The organism is Bacteroidia bacterium, from assembly GCA_037045145.1.
Taxonomy (GTDB): Bacteria; Bacteroidota; Bacteroidia; order AKYH767-A; family OLB10; genus OLB10.
In genome coordinates this window covers 717,710-733,474 of sequence record JBAOIA010000012.1, presented here as the reverse complement: position 1 = coordinate 733,474, position 15,765 = coordinate 717,710, and the positions used below count along the sequence as shown (strand labels likewise).

Sequence of the window (15,765 nt, the reverse complement as noted above, 5' to 3'; positions counted from 1 at the left end):
TGTTGTTATGGCTTGGCTTTTGGCTCCATAAGTTTAAAGAATTGATCTAACTGTGGCAGAATAACAATTCTTGTTCTGCGGTTCATGGCACGTCCTTCGACTGTTGTGTTAGGTTGAAGACTAACATACTCACTGCGTCCGGCAGCGATGATGCGTGAAGGATCAACGCCATAATTTTTTTGTAAAACACGCACAACAGAAGTGGCACGTAGTACACTCAAATCCCAATTGTCTTTAATAAATGCTGTATGAATAGATTTATTATCTGTATGACCTTCAACCATAAACTGTACTTCGGGTTGTGCTTTGATTACTTCTGCAACTTTACCTAAAACCTCTTTTGCTTTTGATGTTATCTCATAACTTCCGCTTCTGAAAAGCATTTTATCAGAGATAGAAATAAACACAGCACTTCCCTCTACCTTTATTTCAACATCTTGGTCATTAACATCTTTCAATGCGCCTTTAAGATTCATTACTAATGCCATGTTCAGCGAATCTTTTCTGGACATTTCACGCTGCAGGTCCTGAATAAAAATATCTTTTGCATTGATATTTTCGAGTGATTTGCGGATGCTCTCACTTTGAGTAGTTGTCAAAACAGAAAGGTCAGATAATTGCTTTAACATTGTAGTGCTATTTGCCTTGAGGTAGGTTAGCTCCTTTTCCATTTCAGACATTTTTGCAGATTTTTTTTGTTGTTCATCCAAACAAGCACTAAGCTGATAATTTATCTTATCATAATCTGTTTTCAAAGTGTCGTATTTACTCACCTGAGTTTTGTATTTTTTCTGACTCACACATGAAGTCAACATCATTCCCCCTAAAACAAAAAATAAAAGCCCTTTTTTCATCATTTTTAAAATTAAAAGTTAAACATAATATATTAAGTACAAAAGTACCCATCAATATGGCTACAAATGTTTAAACGAGTATTAAAGTTTCAACAAAAAGAATGTAATATAATATTATCATTAATTGTTCACACATATACCAAACCTATTTGATTGATAAAAAAGCTATTAAAAATTATATTAGATAAACTTCTATTGGTACCTATTGAAATAAAATCATATATTCGTAAGCTCAAACCAATTTATACCATAAGCATGAATAGAATTTTACAATTAATGATTTTTTTTGTTTTCATAATTGGAGCAGAAAAAACAACAGCTTGTTCTGTCGCAGGAACAGTAACCTCAAACCGCGATTCAATATGTTATCAGGACACAATCACACTAACAACCACAGGCTATACCGGAACTGTATTTCAATGGCAGAGTGATAATGGTGGTGGTTGGGTAAACGAAGCCGGTACAGGTGCAACAACTGACACATATACTTTTGTTCCGGGCGAAACCAGACAATACAGAATAATAGTCACTGCAACAGGTTGTCCCGCAGATACCTCAAATATTTTAACAGTTACAGTTGGAGCAATACCTGTTCCATCCGGAACTGGTGCATCACGTTGCGGTTATGGACAACTAACCTTAACCGGAACAGGATCTGCAAGTGGTTCTTTACGCTGGTTTACTTCACCTAGTGGAGGAATCCCTATCGGTACAGGTAATTCTGTAAACGTAACAGTAGGAGCAACAACAACATTTTACTTAGAAGATAACACTTCAGGAGGAGGTGGTGGTGCCAGTCCATTGATAATTACAGAATTTGATATTAATGATTATCCATCAGGTAGTACCGGTGACGACTTGGAAATTCAAAATGTGTCATCATTGCCATTAGATGTTACCGGATGGCGTGTTGCAATAAATAATAGTTATACAGATATTAATGTAGTAAATCCAAATATTCAGACATTAAGCGGTATTATTCCTCCCGGTGGTATTTTGTCTTGGGGCGATGTAACTGCTGCAACTAGTTATTGGGGGTCTAACATACTTTGGAATTCAGGAGCATATCCATCATTTACAGGATGGGCAATAATTCTTGATAATAACAATGTTGTCAGAGATTTTGTTGCGCTAAACTGGCTTGCTGCAGATATTGCGGCAATGAATACAAATATTGGTGGAACACCTGTCACTATTCCTCCCACACTTTGGTCAGGTGATGGCGTAAATATCAGCACCGTTGGTACAAATATGGGTGTTGCACGTATTGGCAACTTAGATAATAACAGTAATACAGATTTTACTATACAAAATCTGGATATTGGTACTACCAATGCCAACTTGATAATTCCATTTCAGGGATTTGGCTGTTCAAGCCCAAGAGTTCCGGTTGTAGCAACCATCAATGCCTCTACACCGGCAACTATTAATGCTACTTCAACAGCATTATGTATGGGTCAATCATCAACTTTAACAGTGAGTAGCAGCAATAGTAATTACAGCTATACATGGACACCTGCAACAGGATTAAATACAACTACAGGAAGTACCGTAACAGCAACACCAACAGTTCCTACCACCTATTATGCAATTGCTGTTGATGGAAATTGTGGTGCAATTGATAGTGTATTTATTGATGTTGGTCCTACTTCTGTTGCCGGAACAGCCTCAGTAACTTCATCAACTTTATGTTCAGGTACTAACACAACACTAAATCTTAGCGGTTCATTGGGAAGTATTCAATGGCAATCAAATACAGGTAGTGGTTGGGTAAATATGAGCGGTGCAACAACAGCACCCTATCAGTTTGCACCGACAGTTACAGCAGATTATCAGGCAATTGTTACCAGTGGTGGTTGTCCTTCAGCAACTTCGAATATGCTTTCTGTTACGGTGATTCCTGTAACAACACCAACCACAGTGAATGATACAATTTGTGCCGGTGGAACAGCCAATCTACAGTCAAGTGGCACAGGCATTGTAAATTGGTTTACTTCGCAAACGGGTGATACGTTGGTTAATACAGGAAATACATATAGTGTTTCACTAGCCTCTACTACCACATTTTATGTTCAGACTGTTGACGGTGGAACCGTATATCATGTAGGTCCTACTGACCGTGGTATTGGCAGTCAGGCAAGCAATGCTCCAAACAACTATGGAATGCGATTTAATGTTTTACAGGAAGTAACGATTGACTCGGTTTATATTTATCCTGTTTCTGCAGGAACAGTTACTATTAACCTTGTTGATTCTACAGGTGCTAATATCTTAAATACTAAAACAGTTACAGTCCCTAATACTTTTAATATTTATCCTGTATATCTTGGATTCAGTGTTACTGGCGGAACTTCTTATAGGTTGGTAGTTGCTTCAGGAAGTGTAAATCTTTATTATAATACTTCAGGTGCAACTTATCCTTATGTAGTATCTGGTTGCCCGGTTTCGATTACAGGATATTATAACCCAAATCCAAATACGGGAGCAGCATATTATTATCTCTACAACTGGGTTATCACCAGTGGATGTAAGAGTGGTTATATCCCTGTAACAGGTGTGGTGCAAGGTCCGCCAATGCCAACCATTACGCCAAACGGTTCGCTTTTAACTTCATCAACAGCTGCAAATTATCAATGGCTGTTGAATGGTAATATTATTCCTGGAGCTAACAGTCAGACCTATCAGACCACTCAACCCGGATCATACACCGTTCAGGTTACAGATGCCACAACAGGATGTATAGTTACTTCATTACCTTTTCTCATTGTTTCTATAAGTGATCCAAATGTCATTGCTGCAGGAGTAGGTATTTATCCTAACCCATCAACAGATAGATTTTATTTGAACTTTAATGAAGCTGTCAAAGGCAATGCTTCGGTGAAGTTATTTAATGGTGTAGGGCAGTTGATTTATGTTACAGAAGTAAATAATGTAACTGGCAAAACTGTAGTGTTAGACAAAGATTTATCAAAAGGTGTCTATTTCTTACAACTGACTACGGAGAAGGGAACGTTTCAGACAAAAATTATTCGAGAATAAAAATCAAAAAGAAACCGCCACAAATGGCGGTTTCTTTTTTTAGGCTTGTGCTGTAGGGCCACCGAAATTCATCGGTATAGCTATACCATCTGTTTGTTTAATTGTGCCATGAGCCTGCTCGTATTTTGCAACATTTTCGGCCAAAGCTGTCATAAGCCTTTTGGCATGTTGAGGTGTAAGCACAATTCTTGATTTAACCTTAGCTTTCGGAACTCCGGGCATCACTTTAATAAAATCAACTACAAACTCGGAGTTTGAATGGGTTATGATGGCCAGATTGGAATAAATTCCGTCTGCAATTTCCTCGCTCAGTTCAATATTTAACTGATTCTCATTTTTATTGTCCATTGTCTCAATTTTTCTCAAAGATACGGTTAATTCGCAAGCCGCCTTATTTTAATGCCTCACTCAAAAAACCCTTTGCATAGAAATAACAATAAAAACTTCAAGATTATTTGTAGAAAGAATAAAAAATCTATCTTTGCGCCCTCTAAAAGAGGGTCCGGTAGTTCAGTTGGTTAGAATACATGCCTGTCACGCATGGGGTCGCGGGTTCGAGTCCCGTCCGGACCGCCTCTTAAAAGCCACTTCAAAATAGGAGTGGCTTTTTTTATTGATTCCTTGTTTTTTATAGGTTTATATAGGAGTAACAACGATCCTATTTTAATTAATTAGCATAAAATAAAAATATTAAAAAACAATGTATATTTATTGTAAAACAATAAATAATTATTATATTTGCAGCCTAAATAATAAATCTATCAAATATGTCAAAAACAGACAACTTCGTATTCTGGGGCCTATATATTATAGCCTGGCTCATTTTTGTAGGCTTATCTATTGAAGCAGGAGGCTTAATCGTAAACTTCTTCTTTAGTCTTTATAAGCCTGAATTTGTCCAAAATCTCTATCAAAAGTTGGATTTAGTTCAAACATATAAAGAAAGCCAACCAGCTTTTTTTAGTGTTTATAGTTTCATTCTCATGATTTCAATATTAAAAGCTGTTCTATTTTACATCGTTATCAGACTCATGCACACCATGGATAGGACAAAACCGTTCAGCACATTTGTAGCGAAACAAATTTCTCAAATTAGTTATTTCACGCTTTCAATAGGATTGTTAAGTTTTATTGGCAGACAGTTTACCAAGAATTTATTGCATCAAGGTTTTGTAACCGACAACTTGAGCCAATTTTGGGTTGACAGTGAAGCATTTATTTTAATGGGAGCAATAATTTATATCATTGCGACTATTTTCAAAAAGGGAGTAGCTATTCAAAGCGAAAACGATTTAACTGTTTAAAGTATGCCTATCATTGTAAATCTGGATGTGATGATGGCAAAGCGTAAAATCTCTCTGAATGAGCTTTCAGAAAGAGTTGATTTGACATTATCTAACCTTTCTATCCTAAAGACAGGAAAAGCAAAGGCAATTCGTTTTAGTACTTTAGAAGCTATATGTAAAGCCTTAGACTGCCAGCCGGGAGACATTTTGGAATATGTGAATGATAAAAAGAAGTTCAATGAACAGTAACATAATCCGAACCGCTAGTTAAATACTTTAATTTTTTAAGAGTATTTAGCCAGAAGGCCTCGATTTTATCTTCGAAATACGAAAGATACGATGGCAACATATATTTCAATTTTAAATGCAATAGTGTTTTTGCTCAATGCCATTTATTTATTTGGAAGAAGTAAATGAATAGTAAAAAATTGAAGTTTGCGAAAAGATGATTGTTTAAATTCCTTTTGTGTTTCGAACTAAGTTGTTTCTTTCACCGTTCCTTTATTTACTTCAAAAAGCCGGATTGATATTTTGATGTCATCAAATATTTTTTTTAATCTTTCCGGATGTGTGTCTGTAATAAAAATCTGACCAAATGTGTGACGGCTTACCAACTCCATAAGTCTTTTTGCTCTGAAGTCATCTAACTTATCAAAAATGTCATCAAGCAATAAAATGGGTTTGGTTTTTTTATGGCGAAACAAATATTCAAACTGTGCAATTTTAATAGCCATTAAAAAAGTTTTTTGTTGACCTTGAGAAGCAATTCTTTTAAGTGGATATTTCTCAAGTTTAAAAATCAATTCATCTTTATGTATGCCTGTTGATGTGTGTTGTAAGGCAATGTCCTTTTGTAAAGAAGATTTCAGCTGTGTGCTAAAATCATCTTGCTCAAGTTGTGTTTGATAGTTTATAGAAACTTCTTCGGCATGGTCTGCCAGATAATTATAAGTCTCATTAAACAATTGTATAAATTCAGCGATAAATTTTCTTCTTTCACTTTCAATTGCACAGCCATATTTTACCAGTTGTTCGTCCCACACTTCCATCATAGATGTGTCGGGCATGCGTCCATGCAATTGTTTAAGATAACTGTTTCGGTGCGTTAATGTTTTGTTGTAGCTAATAAGATTTTCGAGATAGGCCTTATCAACCTGTGAAATAACACTGTCAATAAATTTTCGTCTTTCATCACTACCTTCTGTAATCAAAATATGATCAACGGGTGCTACCATTACCACAGGAAAAAGTCCTATATGGTCACTCAGTCTTTCATACTCTTCACCGCCTCTTTTAACTTGTTTCTTAAATCCGGTTTTTACACCACAGAAAACGTGTTCTTCTTTTTCGTTATCACTAAACTTACCTTGAATGACAAATAATGATTCACCATGTTGGATATTTTGTGTGTCCGAAATATTAAAATAACTTTTCGTGAAAGAGAGATAATAAACAGCATCAATAATATTGGTCTTTCCACTACCATTAGTGCCGGTTATACAGTTTACACCGGAAGAAAAATTTAATTGTGCTTCAGTGTAGTTTTTAAAATTTACAAGAGATAGGTGGGAAAGATACACTTATTGCAGACAAATTGATTGAAGGAATTATTTTTTCAGGTATTGTTTATTCACGTCATCCCAAGATGGAAAATCATTGTAATGCCACATGGCAACTACTACGCCATTTTGTAACAGAACCAAACCCGGATTTGAACGAATAATTGTTTTTAATGCTGTACCATCACAGAAATAATAATCAAACATGTTTTGATTTTCATGGCGGAATAAATCGGTTTCAGCAGCAACTGTAGAAGTCAATCCGAAAAACTGAATTTTATTCTTACTGCATGCATCAGCCAGTTGATTTACCTTACCTTGAATTTTTGTGTTCGACTTATTCAAATCATAAGCAACCAGCATAAATGAATATTCCGGATTATTTAAAAATTCCTGAGTATGATCATTGCCGTCTGCATCAACAATAGTAAAGTCATGAATTTTGGCTTTATCGCCTTCGCGAATTACTTTGTCTGTACGATCAACAAACTCATAATTCTCTAAATCTTCAGGTAGGTTGTTCATGCCAAATTCTTTTATTGTGCCATCTTTCGCTTTATATTTGAAAACGATAACTACACTATCCGGTATTGCATTTGGTGGAGGCAACATACCTATTTTAATGTTGTTTCCTATAGCATAAGGTCTAAAATCAATTACAGGTAAATGCGCATAGGTATAATATGTAAAAATTGAACTGGCAAATAATGCAAAAATTACTACCCAACGAGTCTTTTTAAGTTCAAACAATGGTTTGACTTTATTGCGCCATACGAAGATTATCAAAATCAGTACTAAAAGTACTACATCTTTTCCAAAAGATTGCCATGGTGTAAGTTTTAAAGCATCACCAAAGCAACCGCAATCTTTCACCACATTAAAGTAAGCTGAATAAAAAGTCAGGAAGGTGAAAAATACAATCATCAGCATCAATAGCCAGGTCACTAAATTCATACGCCAGCCAACCAATGTTGCAACACCAAGAACAATTTCTGCAACACAGATAAACTGTGCCATTGCCACAGAAAATGCACTCATAAATGACATGTTGAATACTAAAAAGTATTCATCAAGTTTGTAACTGAAACCAAGCGTGTCATTGGCTTTAATAAAACCTGAAATGATGAATAAAACACCAACTAAAATTCTACAAAGTGTAACAATATATTTCATAATTTCTGTTTGTTATTAATGTCTTTTAAATCATTACAAATAATGTTGTTTTATGCTAATTGTTTTCAATAATTGATAAAAACTTTTTCACACCTGATGTCAATTGATATTTTTGCTCTGTAAATCAGCATATGCAAACATTTACTTCTATAAACTGTCATGGCAAATTAGTTAATCTGCACAAACCTCATGTTATGGGTGTATTAAACCTTACACCGGATTCTTTTTATGATGGAGGTGCATACAACAGTGAAAATGCAATTTTAACACAAGTTGCATTAATGCTGAATGAAGGTGCAACTTTTATTGACATAGGAGGCTCATCTTCCCGCCCAGGCTCTCAAATGCCTTCAGAAAAGGAGGAATGGAGTCGTATCGGAAAAGTTATTACTTTAATTAAACAGCATTTTCCGGAAGTATTAATTTCTATAGATACTGTTTATTCCAGCATTGCAAAGCGTGCAGTAGATTCAGGCGTTTGTATGATTAATGATATTTCTGCCGGTTTAATGGACAGCAGGATGATTGAAACAGTTGCTGTTCTTAAAGTACCCTATCTGATGATGCACATGAAAGGCCGTCCGGAAAGTATGCAGAATAATCCCGTTTACGATAACCTGCTGAAGGAGATAATTGATTTTTTTTCGAAGCAAATAGCGTTATGCAGAAAGGCTGCAATTACTGACATTTTAATAGATCCCGGTTTTGGCTTTGGTAAAACTTTAGAGCATAATTTTGAACTGTTAGCTAAGTTTGATTTATTAAAGATTTTTGGACTGCCTATTGTAGCAGGTGTATCAAGAAAAGGGATGATTTGGAAAACCCTTGATATTACTCCTGCTGAGGCACTAAATGGTACTACCGCTCTAAATATGGTTGCATTAATTAATGGCGCTAAAATATTAAGAGTACATGACGTTAAAGAAGCCATGCAGTGCATAAAACTTTTCAATAAACTTGATTCCGTAAGTTAATAAGGATAAGATTGAGCGTGTGAAAAAATAACTAAACCAACTCGGCAATGACAGTTACACCGCCTTTTGTTTTTTGATTAAGTTCTACATTAATTTTTGCTGTCAGCGGCAGATAAATATCAACGCGAGAGCCAAACTTAATAAAACCCATTTCAGCGCCTTGTTTTACCAAATCGTTTTCGCGAGGATAGTAAACTATTCTTTTAGCTAATGCTCCTGCAATCTGACGTAATAAAATTGTTTTGTTTGAATCTTTTTCAACAACAATGGTTGAGCGTTCGTTTTCTGTTGATGCCTTAGGATGCCATGCAACCAAATATTTTCCCTTGTGATAACGAAGGAACTTTATTTTGCCACTCATAGGGTACCAGTTGGCATGCACATTTATGGGCGACATAAAAATAGAAACCTGAATACGTTTGTCTTTATAGTATTCACTTTCTTCTGTGCGCTCAATAACTACAACTTTACCGTCAGCAGGTGCTATGACATAGTTTTCATTGCGCGTGATATTTCTTTTCGGATAGCGAAAAAACTGAAGAATAAGCAAAAAGAAAACTATGGTTACAATTAAAACTAAAACTGTTATCCAATCGTGTTCTGCACGAAAATTAAGAACAAACAAATTGATGAGAAGGACAGTGATGAGTGTCCCCCACACCCAATTTTTTCCTTCACGGTGAATAGTCATTTTTAGTTGATTGGTAAACGGTAGATTTTAATAATTACCGCGTGATTTTATTCCTAGTTCAATTTTGCCGAGTGCATAAATATATGCAGCAATGCGCATGGTTGTTTTATGTTTCACAGAAGTATTCCAAACATTATGGAATGCTTGTTTCATCCAATGATCGGCTTTGTTGTTTACTTCATCTTCGGTCATATATAAACCTGAACGGTTTTGACCCCATTCGAAATAGGATACAGTTACACCGCCACCATTTGCAAGAATATCAGGAATTACAACAGTCCCTTTTTTACTTAGAATGTGATCAGCCTCATCTGTTGTTGGTCCATTGGCACCTTCAACAATTAATTTTGCTTTAATCTTTGCTGCATTCTCATCAGTAATCTGATTTTCCATAGCACATGGCGCTAACACATCAACATTTAGTGTAAGCAACTCTTCATTAGAGATAAGTTTACCTCCCTTGAATCCTTTAATAACACCTTTATTCGAATTTCTGTACTTAATTGCCTTGTCAATATCAATACCATCAGGGTTGTAAAATGCAGCGGTATGATCAGAAATTGCTACAATTTTTAAACCTTTAGCTTCATAGTGCTTTGCTGTGATAGAGCCAACATTTCCAAAGCCTTGAACTGCAGCGCGGCATTTAGCAGGATTTAACCCCATTTTTGCCATAGCTTCCATTGTGGCAGTCATAACACCACGACCCGTAGCTTCTGATCGTCCTAAAGAACCTCCAAGATGAATAGGTTTTCCCGTAACTACACCTGGAGTAAAACCTCCTTTTAATTTACTGTATTCATCAACAATCCATGCCATTTCCTGAGGACCTGTATTCATATCAGGAGCAGGAATATCTTTATCCACGCCAAATACATCAACCATTGAGGATGTGTATGCCCTTGTTAAACGCTCTAATTCACCTTTTGACATAGTTGAAGGATCACAAGTAATTCCGCCCTTAGCACCACCATAAGGAATATCAGCAACTGCACATTTAAATGTCATCCAAGCTGCAAGTGCCATCACTTCATTTTCGTTTACATAGGTACTGTAACGAACACCACCTTTAGATGGCCCTAATGCTGTACTGTGAATAACACGAAAGCCTTCAAATACTTTTGTTTTTCCATTATCCATTTTAACCGGCATACTGCAATATACCAGTTTGCTCGGCTTTTTCATTATTTCATAAACTTCAGAGTCTAATTTCATGATTTTTGCTGCTACATCTAAGCGCTTAATCATTTCTTCGAATGGATTTTCCTCTTCGTGATTTTGTTTTGCTTTTTTACTATCAGCCATGTCTATTTAAAGATTGTTTGGGAACGCAAAAGTAGGAAAGATTTATATGTTTACAAACCTAGTTTGAAGCTTGATTCCCTTTATTCATTTTAGATGAGATTAATCAGTTTTTAGGTACCTAATGAGACTTAAGGCAGACTTAGCGATTTAATGGGGTATGATATTATGATGTATAGTCAGCAGTGCCTGGTTCTATCAGTTAAAAACTAAATTAAAATGCTATTGAATAATGTTTACTTCCGGTTCGATTTGAACTCCGAAATGGTTAAAAACAGAATCTTTAATTTTTAGTGCAAGATTATAGATCTCAGCACCGGTGGCATTACCGAAGTTCACCAGTACTAAAGCCTGATTTTTATGACACCCTGCATTGCCTTCTCTAAATCCTTTCCACCCACATTGCTCAATAAGCCATCCTGCTGCCAGTTTAATTTTGTTTCCTCCTCCTGGATAATGTGGAATATTGGGATGCTGTTGTTTAATTTTTTCAAATTCTTGTTCAGTAATTTCCGGATTCTTAAAAAAACTGCCTGCATTGCCTATTACGGCAGGGTCAGGTAATTTGCTTCTTCTTATTGCGATAACTGCATCACTTATGGCTTTAACGCTAAGTGTTTTAATACCCTGTTTTTCCAGTTCCGTTTGAATGGCGCCATATTCGGTTTTAAAATGTGGCTGTTTTTTCAGCTCCAGTATAATAGCTGTGATGATGTATTTGCCTTTTGCAGAATTTTTGAAAATACTATTTCTGTACCCGAATTGACATTCAAGATTAGAAAATACTTTTTTTTCTGCACTTTCTATTGCCATGGTTTCAACAGCAACGAGTACGTTTTTTATTTCTACCCCATAAGCACCAATATTCTGAATGGGTGCAGCTCCAGCAGATCCGGGTATAAGTGAAAGATTTTCGAGACCTCCAAGATTTTTTTCTACCGACCACATGACAACATTATGCCATATTTCGCCAGCGCCAACTCTTATCTTTACAAAAGTTTCATTCTCTTCAACAACGTCAATGCCGTTCAGGTTGTTTTTTAAAACAATGCCATCATAATCTTTAAAGAAAAGCATGTTGCTGCCACCACCCATAACCAACAGCGGCAGTACATTTTTATTCTGTTGAAGAAGAAATTTTTTTAATTCGTCTTCATTATTTATTTCAGTAAAATAACGTGCTTTTGCTTCAATGCCGAAGGTGTTTAAATTCTTTAGAGAAACATTTTCACGCATAGGCATCAGTTGATTATGAATTTGCCAATAGCAATAACTTCGTTAGCCGAAATGATTTTTACATAATACATACCCGGAATCAAACCTTGATTTTGTATGCTGTAGGTCTGTTTCTCTCCGTTATTGCCAATATGGTTATAAGGCATATTAACTAATCTTCCTGCTACATCATAAAAGTATAGTTTAAAATCTTTCATTTCTGCTGTTGTAATACTCAAAAAAGCCCTGTCAGAAAATGGATTAGGAAAAATTTTAATTTCTTTTATTTCAGGAGAAAGGCTATTAATGGCAGTAGCTTCATCAACAAAAACACTATCGCATTGCATGCAGTTGTTGAAGTCCTGTGCACAAAATAAATAGTAACCCATGCCCAGATTGGTTGCAACCGAATCAGCAATGCCTAATGCAGGATACAGATAATCATACGGTGGAGTACCACCTGTTGCAGTTGCTACAATGCTGCCATCAGTACAACCGGGGCATGAGGCATCGGTTACAACAAAGCTAATTACCACAGGATCGGGTTCTACAAAAGTAAAAGAGTCAACTGCTGCACACAGGTTGGCATCAGTAACAGTAACAGTATAAGTGCCTGCACAGACGTTTAAAATGGAATCAAACGTTACACCATTCGACCATAAATAAGTATAACCCGGGGTGCCTCCGGAAGGTAGGGCACGAACAAAGCCGTCACAGTTACCATTACAAGCTATGCCTAGAAAATTATTTCCAATAAATATTGGTGCAGGTTCAAAAATTAAAACTGAATCGGAGACAGAACAATTGTTAGTATCTGTAATTGTATAGGTCGTGTAGCCAAAGCACAGATTGGTATTGGTAGAATCTGTTTGAGGAGGCACAGTATTCCATAAATAAGTCAAAGTTCCATTGCCGGTTGCCGTGATGGTAGAAATACCATTACAAAGATTAGCGCAAGTCGCATCGGTATGCGATGCAGAATAAGTTATAGTGGGTGGGTCAACAATCATAACAGAGTCGGTGCCTGTACAGCCTGCAGAATCTGTTATTGTGATGTAATATACACCGGCACATAAACTGTCAATAGAAAGAGAGGTTGTATCGCCTGTTGACCATTGCCATTGAAATGGTGCCACACCTGATGGATTTATAGAAGCTAATCCGTTACATTGTCCTGCACAGGTTGGTGCTATTGTGCTTGGATTTAATAAAACAGGCTGGCTGATAATTTGTACAGAGTCAGTTACAATACATCCAATACTGTCTGTGATGCTTACCGTATAAAGACCCTGACAAAGTGAATCTATTGAAGCTATTGTGTCACCGGTTGACCATATATAGCTTGTTGGATTAATACCTGTAATAGCGGCACTTACTGCGCCAGTGCACACACCGTTACAACCTGCAAATAATGTTGTGAAAGTAATTGGAAGGGGAGGAGCCGGGTTAAGTGAAATGGAGTCTGTTACAGAACAGCCAATGCTGTCACTAATGGTTATGTAATAAACACCAGTACAAAGTGAATCAATAGTGCTTATTGAATCACCGTTTGACCATTGAAAAATAAATGGTGCAGTTCCTGTAGATGTTGCAGTAAGTAAACCATTACATGAGCTGATACATGCAGGCTGTTGTGCTGTAAAAGAAATCTGATTGGCCACAGGTTCTTGAATCACAACGGAGTCTGTTACAGCACAAAGATTACTGTCAGTAACAGTAACAAAATATGTTCCTGCACACAAATTTGTTGCAGTATCTGTTGTTTGAATAGGTGTAGTATTCCACAAATAAGTAAATGGTGCATTTCCGCTCGAAACAACAGATACAGAACCATTACAACTTCCAAAACATGTTGTCGCATTAGTACTGAATTGTAATGTTGCAGCAGCAGGATTAACAATTTCTATTGAGTCAGTTGCCATGCAGCCCGTACTGTCAGTAACGGTAACGTAATAAACACCTGCACAAAGTCCCGTTGCTGTATCGGTTTGTTGTGCAGGAATGGTGTTCCATAAATATTGAAAAGGGGGATTCCCTGTTGATACTACTGCGGCAATTCCATCACAGTTATTGTAGCATGTAGGGTTTGATGAAGTCAGCGTAAGTGTGTTTGGTGCAGGGTTGGTTATAACAACAGAGTCCGTTACCGTACAGCCTGCAGAGTCAATAAGTGTAACAGAATAAACACCTTCGCAAAGTCCGGTGGCAGTTTGTGTCGTTTGGGCAGGAATAGTATTCCAATTGTAGCTTATAGTACCTTGTCCGTTGTTTGATGCCAATGCATTGCCATCACACAATCCAAAACATGTTGGGTTGTTTGATGAAAAGCTAATTGCAAACTGTGCCGGCTCTGTAATAGTTACAGGTTGTGTAATGCTGCAACCGATATTATCGGTAATTGTTACGGAGTAATTTCCTGCGCAAAGGTTTGTTGCTGTGGAATCAGTTTGAGCAGGAGTTGTTGACCATTGGTAGGTAAAGGGAGCATTTCCTGTTGCGGTGACTGTTGCCGTTCCATTACATTGATTAAAACAAGAAGTTTGTGTGGTAGCGATGATGGAATTTGTTAAACAGGTTGTTCTGTATTTAGCAATGTAGGTTGCAGGATTTCCTCCTGCCATTGTGAAAGCACCTCCAACGTGCATCTCATTACCATAATTCAATAATGCATCAACCTGATTGTTTGTTCCACCACTGAGGTTAGTCCATGTGGTACCATCAAAAGCTGCAATATTTGAAGCCGCGTTGCCATCTGCAAGAGAAAAATTACCACCTACATAGAGTGTATTGAATAAATATCCAAGGGCTTTAACTTTAGCTTGTCCACCGGATATACCTCCGGGAATTGCTAACCATGCAGCACCATTCCATTTAGCTACACTATTTGACGAAATTCCACCTGCAGAAGTAAAAGTACCACCACAAATCAATTCACCGTTTATTTCTTTAAAAGCAGAAATACGCATAGATAAACCACTCACACCACCATTTAAGTCAAACCAATTGGTGCCATTCCATCGGGCAATACCACTCACAGTTACACCACCAGCCACACCAAACTGCCCACCGGCAATTAAATCGCCATTGTAAAATGTCAATGCTTCAACATAGTTTGAACCACTGCCAATACCTGAGCCTAATGCAGCCCATGTAGTGCCATTCCATTTTGCAATTCGCTCAGCACTTATACCACCTGCATCAGTAAAAATACCACCTGCATAAATGTTTCCATTATTATCTCCGGTAAGTGCATAAATCTCATTATTGCAGCCTGTACCTAACGGTTGCCATTGTGTGCCGTCCCATTTTGCAATACGGGTTATCGGATTTATTCCTGAAGATAAAAACGAGCCTGCAGCATAAAGGGTATTATTGCTATGGTCATAATATAGCGCGAAAACATTACTGTCAAATCCATTGCCGATAGCTGTATAGGATGTTCCATTCCATGCTGCTACCCGAATGGCAGTTACACCGCTGGCATCTGTAAATCTTCCTCCGATATAGAGAATGTTATTGACAGTATCTTTGGTCATAGCATAAACATTATTGTCCACTCCTGAACCAACAGGTAACCAAAATTGTGCTTGTGCATTTTGCGATGTGCAAATAAAAAGGTAAGTGATAAAACTTAAAAAAGTTAAATAGTGATGAATTCTTCTTCTCATGATT

12 protein-coding genes and 1 tRNA gene are annotated in these 15,765 nt (G+C 36.9%); 5 read left to right on the top strand and 8 right to left on the bottom strand.

Going from position 1 to position 15,765, the window contains the following annotated elements; genetic code table 11:
• Positions 1 to 5 precede the first annotated feature (5 nt).
• Positions 6 to 857, bottom strand: a complete 852-nt coding sequence (locus V9G42_12655) for an OmpA family protein (GenBank protein ID MEI2760271.1) — start codon at positions 855 to 857, stop codon at positions 6 to 8.
• Between the two features lie 252 nt (positions 858 to 1,109).
• On the opposite strand from V9G42_12655, the gene V9G42_12650 reads away from it, so the two are divergent.
• Positions 1,110 to 3,893, top strand: a complete 2,784-nt coding sequence (locus V9G42_12650; GenBank protein MEI2760270.1) for a T9SS type A sorting domain-containing protein — start codon at positions 1,110 to 1,112, stop codon at positions 3,891 to 3,893.
• A gap of 39 nt (positions 3,894 to 3,932) precedes the next feature.
• Here the strand turns inward: V9G42_12650 and V9G42_12645 are convergent, their stop codons facing one another.
• Complete coding sequence (locus V9G42_12645) at positions 3,933 to 4,241, bottom strand: DUF3467 domain-containing protein (protein ID MEI2760269.1); 309 nt, start codon at positions 4,239 to 4,241, stop codon at positions 3,933 to 3,935.
• A gap of 151 nt (positions 4,242 to 4,392) precedes the next feature.
• On the opposite strand from V9G42_12645, the gene V9G42_12640 reads away from it, so the two are divergent.
• From V9G42_12640 to V9G42_12630, 3 genes are all read left to right on the top strand, one after another.
• A tRNA-Asp gene (locus tag V9G42_12640) sits at positions 4,393 to 4,466 on the top strand.
• A gap of 194 nt (positions 4,467 to 4,660) precedes the next feature.
• Positions 4,661 to 5,197: a DUF2975 domain-containing protein gene (locus V9G42_12635; GenBank protein MEI2760268.1), complete on the top strand. Its 537-nt coding sequence runs from the start codon at positions 4,661 to 4,663 to the stop codon at positions 5,195 to 5,197.
• 3 nt (positions 5,198 to 5,200) lie between these two features.
• Positions 5,201 to 5,428: a helix-turn-helix transcriptional regulator gene (locus V9G42_12630; GenBank protein ID MEI2760267.1), complete on the top strand. Its 228-nt coding sequence runs from the start codon at positions 5,201 to 5,203 to the stop codon at positions 5,426 to 5,428.
• Between the two features lie 227 nt (positions 5,429 to 5,655).
• Here the strand turns inward: V9G42_12630 and V9G42_12625 are convergent, their stop codons facing one another.
• Positions 5,656 to 6,759, bottom strand: a complete 1,104-nt coding sequence (locus tag V9G42_12625) for a DNA replication/repair protein RecF (GenBank protein ID MEI2760266.1) — start codon at positions 6,757 to 6,759, stop codon at positions 5,656 to 5,658.
• Between the two features lie 27 nt (positions 6,760 to 6,786).
• Positions 6,787 to 7,911 (bottom strand): BT_3928 family protein, encoded by a 1,125-nt coding sequence (locus tag V9G42_12620; protein MEI2760265.1) that lies wholly within the window; start codon positions 7,909 to 7,911, stop codon positions 6,787 to 6,789.
• Between the two features lie 131 nt (positions 7,912 to 8,042).
• Here V9G42_12620 and folP point away from each other — a divergent pair, with 131 nt between their 5' ends.
• The gene (gene folP / locus V9G42_12615; protein ID MEI2760264.1) at positions 8,043 to 8,885 is read left to right on the top strand and encodes a dihydropteroate synthase; all 843 of its coding nucleotides are present in this window, start codon (positions 8,043 to 8,045) and stop codon (positions 8,883 to 8,885) included.
• Positions 8,886 to 8,916: 31 nt separating this feature from the next.
• Here the strand turns inward: folP and V9G42_12610 are convergent, their stop codons facing one another.
• The 4 genes from V9G42_12610 to V9G42_12595 all read right to left on the bottom strand — a co-directional run bounded on the left by V9G42_12610 (position 8,917) and on the right by V9G42_12595 (position 15,761).
• Positions 8,917 to 9,576 (bottom strand): phosphatidylserine decarboxylase family protein, encoded by a 660-nt coding sequence (locus V9G42_12610; protein ID MEI2760263.1) that lies wholly within the window; start codon positions 9,574 to 9,576, stop codon positions 8,917 to 8,919.
• Between the two features lie 27 nt (positions 9,577 to 9,603).
• Positions 9,604 to 10,881, bottom strand: coding sequence for a Glu/Leu/Phe/Val dehydrogenase (locus V9G42_12605; protein ID MEI2760262.1), 1,278 nt, complete (start codon positions 10,879 to 10,881; stop codon positions 9,604 to 9,606).
• 219 nt (positions 10,882 to 11,100) lie between these two features.
• The gene (gene murB / locus V9G42_12600) at positions 11,101 to 12,114 is read right to left on the bottom strand and encodes a UDP-N-acetylmuramate dehydrogenase (GenBank protein ID MEI2760261.1); all 1,014 of its coding nucleotides are present in this window, start codon (positions 12,112 to 12,114) and stop codon (positions 11,101 to 11,103) included.
• 5 nt (positions 12,115 to 12,119) lie between these two features.
• Positions 12,120 to 15,761 (bottom strand): T9SS type A sorting domain-containing protein, encoded by a 3,642-nt coding sequence (locus tag V9G42_12595; GenBank protein ID MEI2760260.1) that lies wholly within the window; start codon positions 15,759 to 15,761, stop codon positions 12,120 to 12,122.
• Positions 15,762 to 15,765 lie beyond the last annotated feature (4 nt).

Excerpts from the sequence above, each read along its gene's own strand:
- V9G42_12650 (MEI2760270.1), top strand. The coding sequence starts at position 1,110 with ATGAATAGAATTTTACAATTAATGATTTTTTTTGTTTTCATAATTGGA.
- folP (MEI2760264.1), top strand. The coding sequence starts at position 8,043 with ATGCAAACATTTACTTCTATAAACTGTCATGGCAAATTAGTTAATCTG.
- V9G42_12605 (MEI2760262.1), bottom strand. The coding sequence starts at position 10,881 with ATGGCTGATAGTAAAAAAGCAAAACAAAATCACGAAGAGGAAAATCCA.
- V9G42_12620 (MEI2760265.1), bottom strand. The coding sequence starts at position 7,911 with ATGAAATATATTGTTACACTTTGTAGAATTTTAGTTGGTGTTTTATTC.
- V9G42_12645 (MEI2760269.1), bottom strand. The coding sequence starts at position 4,241 with ATGGACAATAAAAATGAGAATCAGTTAAATATTGAACTGAGCGAGGAA.
- V9G42_12655 (MEI2760271.1), bottom strand. The coding sequence starts at position 857 with ATGATGAAAAAAGGGCTTTTATTTTTTGTTTTAGGGGGAATGATGTTG.
- V9G42_12630 (MEI2760267.1), top strand. The coding sequence starts at position 5,201 with ATGCCTATCATTGTAAATCTGGATGTGATGATGGCAAAGCGTAAAATC.
- V9G42_12635 (MEI2760268.1), top strand. The coding sequence starts at position 4,661 with ATGTCAAAAACAGACAACTTCGTATTCTGGGGCCTATATATTATAGCC.
- V9G42_12610 (MEI2760263.1), bottom strand. The coding sequence starts at position 9,576 with ATGACTATTCACCGTGAAGGAAAAAATTGGGTGTGGGGGACACTCATC.
- V9G42_12595 (MEI2760260.1), bottom strand. The coding sequence starts at position 15,761 with ATGAGAAGAAGAATTCATCACTATTTAACTTTTTTAAGTTTTATCACT.
- murB (MEI2760261.1), bottom strand. The coding sequence starts at position 12,114 with ATGCGTGAAAATGTTTCTCTAAAGAATTTAAACACCTTCGGCATTGAA.